The organism is Flavobacterium sp. Leaf359, assembly GCF_001423985.1.
Taxonomy (GTDB): Bacteria; Bacteroidota; Bacteroidia; order Flavobacteriales; family Flavobacteriaceae; genus Flavobacterium; species Flavobacterium lindanitolerans.
Window position 1 is genome coordinate 304,107 of the sequence record NZ_LMPW01000013.1, and the last position, 9,038, is coordinate 313,144.

Genomic DNA, 9,038 nt, shown 5'->3' on the forward strand with positions numbered 1-9,038 from the left:
AGATGAATACAACAACCCCTACATTAGAAGAAATTCAAAATTTCAAAGGAAAATATCCAAAACAATTATGGTATCTGTTTTTAGTAGAAATGTGGGAGCGGTTTACGTTTTACGGAATGAGGGCGCTTTTGGCTTTGTATATTTCCCATCTGGTACTTTCTGCTGATTATAAGCCTTTGGCTCCTGCAGAATTAGAAGCGAAGAAAACCGAGTTTCTGGAAAAAAACAAAGAAGTCTTAGACAAAAGTCATCCCAGATACTACATAGAAACTTCCCAGCAAAAGGTTAAAGATGATGCGGAAAGCAAATCGAACAAGCAATACGGACTAATCCAGGCTTTTATCTATGCAATGGCATTTGTTGGAGGATTGTTTGCCGACAAAATTTTTGGATTTAGAAAATCAGTTTTCTGGGGTGGTATATTGATGGCAATCGGAACTTTTATTATGGCTGTTCCGGGTGCCTTTCCTTTTTATTTAGGAATTAGTATTCTGATTGTCGGGAATGGTTTCTTCAAACCCAACATATCCACAATGGTCGGTTCGCTATACAGGAAAGACGACTCCCGAAGAGATGCAGGGTTTTCATTGTTCTATTCAGGAATCAATATAGGAGCATTATTAAGCGGTTTGACCATTGCTTACATAGGTACTTCTGTAAGCTGGTCTCTAGGTTTTGCATTGGCGGGAGTTTGTATGATTTGCGGACTGATTTTGTTTGTTTTCACGCAAAAATCATTAGGTCCAATCGGTTTACCGCCTGAACCGGAAAAATTACAGGAAAAAAAGTTTGGCATCAGTAAAAATCTTTTGGTTTACATAGGTTCCCTGTTATTTATACCTTTCTTCTTTGTGCTGGTATATTTCCCTTTTGATGTGGATTTGACTTTTATGCTCGGAGAAATAGTAAAAGCAGACGGAACAACTGCTCCAAATTTAGTGCAGTTCAGTGATGTGTTTATGATTACTATTGCCGTTCTGATTCTGCTCTACTTAATCAAGACTCTATTTGATGTAACCAAAGAAGAATTTGGAAAAATGGCTGTAGCCATCATTTTGATTTTATTCTCTGTTTTGTTCTGGTCATTCTTTGAGCAGGGCGGTGGCTCATTAAACTTTTTTGCCAATGGTAATGTTGACAACAAAGGTTTCAACATGACACAGGTTAACAACTCGGTAAATGCGCTTTGGGTTGTTTTGATTGCACCAATTATAGGAATGTTCTGGATTTTCCTTAGCAAGAAAAAAGCGGAACCCAATACAGTTGTCAAATTCGGATTAGGATTTGTATTCTTAGGATTAGGATTTTTAGTGTTTTTTGCGAGCAAGTTTTTTGCTACCCCAACAGGACTAACTCCGCTTTGGATGTTTGTAGGAGCCTATCTTGTAATAACATTGGGAGAGCTTTGCCTTTCTCCAATTGGTTTGTCAATGATAACAAAATTAACTCCGGGCAGATTGCACGGTGTTATGATGGGAACATGGTTTTTGGCAAGTGCATACGGTCAATATGGTGCAGGATTAATCGGTTCGGCTTTGGCTAAAGTAGATACTTCAATAGAGAACCCAACCAATGTTGATAAATTGGTTCAATATACGAATGGCTATGCAAGTATCGGTTATGTGGCTGTAGGAGCTGGAATTGTCCTGCTATTGATATCCCCGCTATTGAAAAAATTAATGGCAGACGCTAAGGTTGCTTAAGAATAATAGAATAAAAATTAATAAATGTCAGAAATCACATCCACTAACAACGATTTTTTCAAATCAAAAGTTTTAGGCCATCCATCAGGGTTATTTGTATTGTTTTTTACCGAAATGTGGGAACGATTCTCTTTCTACGGAATGAGAGTTTTGTTAATTAACTTCCTGACCATGGCGGCTATCGGTACTAATCCGGGCTGGGAATGGACTTCAGAGAATGCAGGAGCCTTATTCGGGACCTATGCCGGACTTTTATATTTGACCCCGATTGCCGGTGGAATTATTGCCGATAAATTTACAGGCTATCGTTGGGCAGTTGTTATTGGTGCGCTGATTATGACTTTAGGACATGCTTCCATGGCACTGGAGTCAGAATTCTCGATGTATTTTGGATTGGGATTGCTGGTAATTGGTACTGGTTTCTTTAAACCAAATATGACATCAATCATTTCTGAAATGTATAAAGACCTGCCGGAGAAAAAAGACGGGGCTTATACTATTTTTTATATGGGAGTAAATGCAGGGGCTTTCTTTGGAATGATGCTTTGCGGTTATCTTGCTGAAAAAGTAGGATGGAGCTGGGGTTTCGGATTGGCCGGAATCTTTATGCTTCTTGGGTCTTTGCAGTTCTGGTTGGCAAAACCTTTATTCGGAACCATTGGCGATGTGCCTAAAAGAGATAAGGTCGTTGAAGCAATTTCACCTGACGGACAAATTGATGTAACACAGCCAAAAGCAGAAGTAAAACCGGAAGACAAGCGCAATCCGTTTACAATGCTTGACAAGGTGCTGATTGTTATAACTTCTATAATTGGATTACTGTATTTAATTGATGACCCGGCTTCAAAAATTGGAAACATCCATTTATTACCACAGGAATTTTTGGTGTCAAAAGAGGTTTTGCCTGGTGCACTTGTAATTACGATTATCGGTTTGGTGCTGTTTCTGTTTTTGGTAATTTCCAGAATTGTGCGCTATACAAAGGTGGTACGTGACAGAATGATTGCCGTAATTGTTTTTGCCTTCTTTACGGTTTTCTTTTGGCTGTCTTTTGAACAGGGAGCAACATCATTAGTACTTTTTGCCAGAGATTTTACAGACAGAACCTTAATGGGGAATCAGGCTGTTGTTTTCAATATTATCAACACGCTTCTTACAATTATACCGCTTGCATTGGTTTCATGGGTATTATTTCTGTTGTTCAAACAAACGGCTAAAAAAATAGCTACGTCGAATATTGTTTTGGCATTGAGCTTTTTGGGAGTATGGGGAATTGTGGTCTGGATGTTGAATAATGATTATAATTCAAAAGCGTATGAACTGAAATACCAGGCTATCAAAACCGCTCAGATAGACAAAAAGACGAAAAAACAGGCGGTTGATGAAAATGGAGACCTCGTTTTTGATTTCAATGCAGTTACAGAAACTACGGTTTTAAAACCAACAGATGTAGTAGTTGACCAAACGGTTACGATTTCAAGTAAAGATGCATTGAAAGTAAATGATAAGGTAGTACTGCATAATGAGATAGGAAATTTTGTATACCTGACAAAAGACCTGGAAACAAAAATCAGAAATGATTATAAGAATGCGACAAAAGATTCGAAAATTATAAAAGCAGAAGTGGTTCAGCTAAAAGAAAACCAGGTAGAAGTTACTGTTTCATGGTTTAGCATTCTGAATTCCTTTTTTATTATTGCTTTTGCGTCAATGTTCTCTAAATGGTGGGACAGCAAATACAACCCAAGTGCTGCCGTAAAATACGGACTGGGTCTAATCATCATGGGATTAGGATTTGCGATTTTGGCTTATGGAGCAAGAGTTATTCCTTCCGGAGCTGAGGCAGGTGCGGTAAGAGTAAGCATGATTTGGCTTATATTGGCCTATCTTTTCCATACCTGGGGCGAATTATGCCTGTCGCCGGTTGGCCTTTCCTATGTGAGTAAACTGGTGCCTTCAAGAATGATTGCATTTATGTTCGGGATGTGGTATCTTGCGATTGCAATCGGGAATAAACTGGCAGGTTCACTGGGAGGAATGATTGAAGGCATTACTAAAGAGTATGACATGAGTACGTTCTTCCTGATTTTTACAATAGTTCCTATTGTAGCAGGATTGATTGTAGTAGCACTAAATCCTATGCTGAAAAAATTAATGCACGGAGTAAGATAATAACACTAACCTTAAACTATAATAAATGGAAACAACAGTAAAGCGATCACACCCTAAAGGACTTTGGTACCTCTTTGGCACAGAAATGTGGGAAAGATTTGGATATTATTTGATGCTCGGGATATTCTCCCTCTACATGCTTGACGGATGGAACAACGGAGGTATGGGATTTGACCCTGCTAAAAAATCCGACATTTATGGGACATATCTTGGTCTGGTGTACTTAACTCCTTTTATTGGAGGATTGCTTGCTGACAGAGTTTTAGGATACAGAAGGTCAATCATCATGGGAGGATTGATGATGGCTGCAGGTTACTTTTTGCTGTCAATCCATAGTATAACAACTTTCTATGTTGCGTTATTCTGTATTATTTTAGGAAACGGATTCTTTAAACCGAATATCTCTACGCTTGTAGGAAACCTTTACAGTGGTGATGATATGAAGGATAAAAAAGATGCCGGATACAACATCTTTTACATGGGGATTAACGTAGGAGCATTTATCTGTAATTTCGTTGCAGCCTACATGAGAATCAACTACGGATGGGGGCATGCTTTCGCTGCTGCCGGAGTAGGAATGTTGATTGGAGTAGTTGTATTCTTAATCGGAACAAAACACATAAAGCATGTTGACGTAATCAAGCCGGTAAAAGAAGGCGATATGTCAACAGGAAAAATCTTGGGATTAACAGTTCTTCCAATGTTTATTTTTGGTATAATCGGATACATGATACCAGGCAACTTCCTGGGTTCAGATACGAACGATGCCTTCATCATTGGATGTATTCCGGTAATAGGATTCTTTATTTATTTGGCGTTTAAAGCAGAAGCTAAAGAAAGCAGAGCAATTAAGGCTCTTTTGGCTGTATTTACCTGCGTTATCTTATTCTTCGCCATCTTCCACCAAAATGGGGATGCTTTAACAGTTTGGGCTGAAGACCATACAGACAGAAATATGCCAACAGCAGTTTCTAATGTAGCGGATAAATTAGGAATGGCACAGGTGGTTGTAAACAATGATATCGTTTCTGCTGACCAGGCTACATTTGATAAGACTATCGAAGAAATGCGTGCTAAAGAAGCAGCAATGCCTGCTGTTTCTAAAGAAGAAATTGTTGCAAAAGGAAAATATTCAAGCGAAATTGGACAGCTGGAAAAATCAAGAAAATACTTTGCAACTTTGCCTGGCGACCAGATTCCGGCAAAAGGAACAAACTTAAAATTATACTCAACAGAACTTTATCAGTCTATCAACCCGTTCTGGGTAGTGGTTTTGACACCGTTGGTGGTAGGTGTATTCAGCTGGTTGAGAAGAAGAAAGAAAGAACCGAGCACACCTACAAAAATCTTTATCGGTTTGGTAATTACTGCCTTATCAGCTTTGGTAATGGTAGGGGCTGTTTTTGCAACGAACGACCTGACTATGAAAGCAAGCTCCTGGTGGCTAATCGCTTCTTATGGTGTAATCACAATAGGTGAGCTGTGTTTATCGCCAATGGGACTTTCTTTAGTTTCCAAACTATCACCTCCTAGAATTACTGCCTTGATGATGGGTGGATTCTTCCTGGCTATTTCTGTTGGAAACAAACTTTCAGGAATGTTGTCTTCTCTTTGGGAAGAGATGCCACAAAAAGAAAACTTCTTCTTCCTTAACTTTGGATTGGTTTTGGCGGCGGCTATTGTATTGCTATTGATGCTGAAATGGTTGAACAAGGTTATGAAAGAGAATAACGTCGCTTAAAACGGCACTATTTTTGAATCCAATATTTAAAAACTATAAAAAAATGAAAAAATTACTTTTAGCACTATTTTTAGCTGTAGGCTCTATGGCCGCAGTTCAGGCTCAGGAAGTCAAATGGATGACATTAGACCAGGCTTTGGCAGCACAGAAGAAAAAAGCAAAACCAATTTTTATGGACGTATATACAGATTGGTGCGGACCATGCAAAATGTTAGATAAGAATACTTTTCAGGCAAAAGAAGTAGCAGATTATATCAATGCTAACTACTATGCAGTGAAATTTAATGCAGAAGGCGATTCTGAAGTGAATTACAAAGGGAAAAAATATACAAACCCAAAATACGATGCTACCAGAAAAGGACGTAATGCAGTTCACGATTTTACAATGTTCCTGAAAGTACAAGGTTATCCGTCAATGTATATTTTTGACAGCAAAGGAGAAGTAAAGAGCCCTATTGTAGGATACCATACTCCTGAGCAGCTTTTACCGCTAATTAAAGTCTAAATCATTTTTAGATAAACTATAAAATCCCTTTTCAACAGTTGAGTGAAAAGGGATTTTTTCTTTTACGCAGGTTGTTTTCCATCTTTCCACATCAGTCCGGTAATTGGAAGCATCTGCAATAACCATTTTTGGCTTTGCATCTTGTATAGTCCTTTCAAGGTTTATTTTTGGCGATTGTGACAGGATAATAATATCAGGCCGCTGGCTTTTAGGAAAAACGCCAAGACTGTCAATGACCAAAATTTTATTCTGATTAAAATACATTAAATTCCCGATTTTTTCAGTTGAAGCAATCCGGCTAAAACTTCCAGCCAGATAAGGTTTCAGGATGAAGTTTATTGTTTGTTCCGATAATTCCTGATGGCTAAAAACGGTTAGTTGCTCTCCTTTTTTCCGGGCAATAATCGTATTCTTTTTGGCATTAAATACTATCAGTTCTTCATGGTTTTTTGAAGAGTATCTATTTCCCAGATAGGCCAGTTGAAACAAAATTATACTCGCCAGTGCAAAGGCAAGTTTTTTGAAATTTGGTTTTTTGAGCCAAAAAACAGTGGTAAACAAAAGTAGGTAGCATGTTACCAGCATTTGCCAATTGAAAGGAATGTCCTGAAACACGAAAGATTCAAAAGAAGCAACCTTACTAATTATCTTATTCAGGATATAAAGGCTCCATTCCAGGCATTTGACAAGATAGGACGGTACAGTGCTAAAAGAAGCCCACAACATCACAAAAACGCCCAGAGCCATTATAATTCCCAATAATGGAAGAATAAGAAGGTTAGTTATAAAGAATAGTCCGGGGAATTGATGGAAATAATAAAGGCTTAGCGGGAAAGTACCCATCTGGGCTGCCAACGAAACGGTAAGTATGTCCCAAAAATACTTTCCGATTTTATTTTCAGGTTGCCACAAGGAACTGAACAATGGCTGTAACCATACAATAAAAAACAGGGCACAATAACTAAGCTGAAATCCTACGTCAAAGATAAAGGAGGGTTCAAACAGCAGTATCACAAAAACAGAAACCAAAAGCGTGTGGTAAATATTGGTTTTACGCCGGGCATATTTCCCTACGGCAACAAAGCTGAACATAACCACAGAACGCGTAACCGATGGAGAAAAGTTGGCTATCAAGGCAAAAACCCAAAGAAAAGACAATAGAATAGTAAGTCTTAGAATATTTCCTGTTTTGGTTTTGGGTAAAGGACTGAGAAGAAACCCGATAAAAAGCATCAGGCATCCTACATGAAGTCCGGACACCGACAAGATATGCACGGCACCGGCAAACTGATAATCTTTCATCAGTTCCGGAGAAATGTCCTGTTGCTGCCCTAAAATTAAGGCTACGGCTACGTTAAGCTCTTCGTTTCTAAATCCGGAATCTTTAAGGTTTTTGATAATGGTATTTCGAAAATCTGCAGCATAATACCAAATGCTTTTTTCTTTTTTCGGACTTATTTGTATTGTGGATACATCAGCATACATTTGCCCATAAACAGATTTAAATGCCAAATACTTTTTATAGTCAAATTGGTGTGGATTTCCAGGAGCCTGGGGTTCGTAGATGCTTCCTGATATCAAAAGCCTTGTTCCTACAGGAAAATCTGCCATAGGATTTTCTTTTTTGACCTGAAGCACAATTTTGCCTTCGGCTATTGCCGAATCGATTGCGGTAACTTTAGCAATGTAACGGTGGTTGTAGGGATTGCTCCTGAGTTTTTCAAGAAGGACTACCTCTACGGAATGTGTATGTCCGTCTAATTTATGCCCATAATGATATTTGGAAAGCCTTTCATTATGTACAGCATGGGTAGTAATTCCAATACAGAAAAAAACGAAATAGGTTGCATAGCCAAAATAGGACTTCTGGATAAAGTCTTTTCCGGAAAAATAAAAGGCCGTTCCAAAAAGGAGGACACTAACTCCGCAAAGAATCAGAGAGAGTAATGGAATTGGTTCAAAATAAAAAGCGGCGAGTACTCCTAGAACAAACCAAATGATAATTCTAGCTAACGGGAATTTCAATATTTTCATAAACCGAAAATACCGAAAATATAACAAAAAGTGAAATTATTGCTGGATGATTCTGTTTACCTGAGCAAATGTTCTTTTGTAGTAAGGCTCACTTGTTGATGAAACTACAACACCTTTGCTTGTTGAAGAGTGGATGAATTTTATTTCATCACCAATTTTTTCGATAACAACGCCTACGTGGTTGATGACTCTTCTTCCATTGGTTCTGAAGAAAATCAGGTCTCCTTTTTTAATATCGTTTGTGTCAACTTTTTCACCAATCAAGGCCATGTCATGTGAACTTCTAGGCAATTTGATATCAAAAAGATTAAAAACAGCAGTAACCATACCTGAACAATCCATCCCGGCAGTAGTCGTTCCGCCTCCACGGTATCTTACACCCAGGAAATTCATTGCATTATTGATTAATTGAAGAGAAATGTAACTTTCAGTTGGAGCCACAGATGCGATAAGTTCCGGGTCTTCCTGTTCTACAATTACATTTTTTTTATTTTTAACCGTTTTGGTATTTTTTGTAGCTTTTGTTTTGTCTGCAACAGCAACGGAAGCCGGAGCAGGTTTATCTGCAGCAACAGTAGTTTTCTTTTCTACAGGTTTTTCGTAAACTCCTTTTTTAAGAGCTTCTTTTTTAGTGGTAATAATTTGCGAGTGGCCTGAGGTCGATACCAATAAAAATAGTGGTAAGAACAGTAAAAAGATTTTTTTTGCAGACATATTTATTTTTTATTTTTCAGCAAAAACAAAAACTTAGGGGCGAATTTGCTTTAGATTTATTAATAAAAATTCCGTAGAATTATTCGTTTTTCAAATGCTATATGTTTAGATATACAACGAGTTAATAACCTGATTATTATATAACAGATTCCAAATATAATGTAAAATT

6 protein-coding genes are annotated in these 9,038 nt (G+C 38.0%); 4 read left to right on the forward strand and 2 right to left on the reverse strand.

Annotation, left to right across the window (positions count from 1 at the left end; genetic code table 11):
• Positions 1–2 precede the first annotated feature (2 nt).
• The 4 genes from ASG38_RS18055 to ASG38_RS13865 are packed head-to-tail and all read left to right on the forward strand — an operon-like array spanning position 3 to position 6,121.
• Positions 3–1,703: a peptide MFS transporter gene (locus ASG38_RS18055; RefSeq protein ID WP_056072187.1), complete on the forward strand. Its 1,701-nt coding sequence runs from the start codon at positions 3–5 to the stop codon at positions 1,701–1,703.
• A gap of 24 nt (positions 1,704–1,727) precedes the next feature.
• On the forward strand, positions 1,728–3,875 hold the full coding sequence (locus ASG38_RS13855) for a peptide MFS transporter (protein ID WP_056072191.1): 2,148 nt from the start codon (positions 1,728–1,730) through the stop codon (positions 3,873–3,875).
• A 25-nt stretch (positions 3,876–3,900) separates the two neighbouring features.
• Positions 3,901–5,616: a peptide MFS transporter gene (locus ASG38_RS13860; protein ID WP_056072194.1), complete on the forward strand. Its 1,716-nt coding sequence runs from the start codon at positions 3,901–3,903 to the stop codon at positions 5,614–5,616.
• A 43-nt stretch (positions 5,617–5,659) separates the two neighbouring features.
• Positions 5,660–6,121 (forward strand): thioredoxin family protein, encoded by a 462-nt coding sequence (locus ASG38_RS13865; protein ID WP_056072197.1) that lies wholly within the window; start codon positions 5,660–5,662, stop codon positions 6,119–6,121.
• On the opposite strand, the gene ASG38_RS13870 is transcribed toward ASG38_RS13865, so the two are convergent.
• Both ASG38_RS13870 and ASG38_RS13875 read right to left on the reverse strand, forming a co-directional pair.
• The gene (locus tag ASG38_RS13870; RefSeq protein ID WP_056072200.1) at positions 6,107–8,155 is read right to left on the reverse strand and encodes a ComEC/Rec2 family competence protein; all 2,049 of its coding nucleotides are present in this window, start codon (positions 8,153–8,155) and stop codon (positions 6,107–6,109) included. The two genes, ASG38_RS13865 and ASG38_RS13870, sit on opposite strands and share 15 nt — an antisense overlap.
• Positions 8,156–8,191: 36 nt before the next feature.
• Entirely contained in the window at positions 8,192–8,869 is a 678-nt protein-coding gene (locus ASG38_RS13875; protein ID WP_056072202.1) for a C40 family peptidase, read from the reverse strand.
• Positions 8,870–9,038 lie beyond the last annotated feature (169 nt).

Bases quoted from the DNA above. Each gene is read 5' to 3' on its own strand.
- ASG38_RS13860 (WP_056072194.1), top strand. From the start codon at position 3,901: ATGGAAACAACAGTAAAGCGATCACACCCTAAAGGACTTTGGTACCTC.
- ASG38_RS13870 (WP_056072200.1), bottom strand. From the start codon at position 8,155: ATGAAAATATTGAAATTCCCGTTAGCTAGAATTATCATTTGGTTTGTT.
- ASG38_RS18055 (WP_056072187.1), top strand. From the start codon at position 3: ATGAATACAACAACCCCTACATTAGAAGAAATTCAAAATTTCAAAGGA.
- ASG38_RS13865 (WP_056072197.1), top strand. From the start codon at position 5,660: ATGAAAAAATTACTTTTAGCACTATTTTTAGCTGTAGGCTCTATGGCC.
- ASG38_RS13855 (WP_056072191.1), top strand. From the start codon at position 1,728: ATGTCAGAAATCACATCCACTAACAACGATTTTTTCAAATCAAAAGTT.
- ASG38_RS13875 (WP_056072202.1), bottom strand. From the start codon at position 8,869: ATGTCTGCAAAAAAAATCTTTTTACTGTTCTTACCACTATTTTTATTG.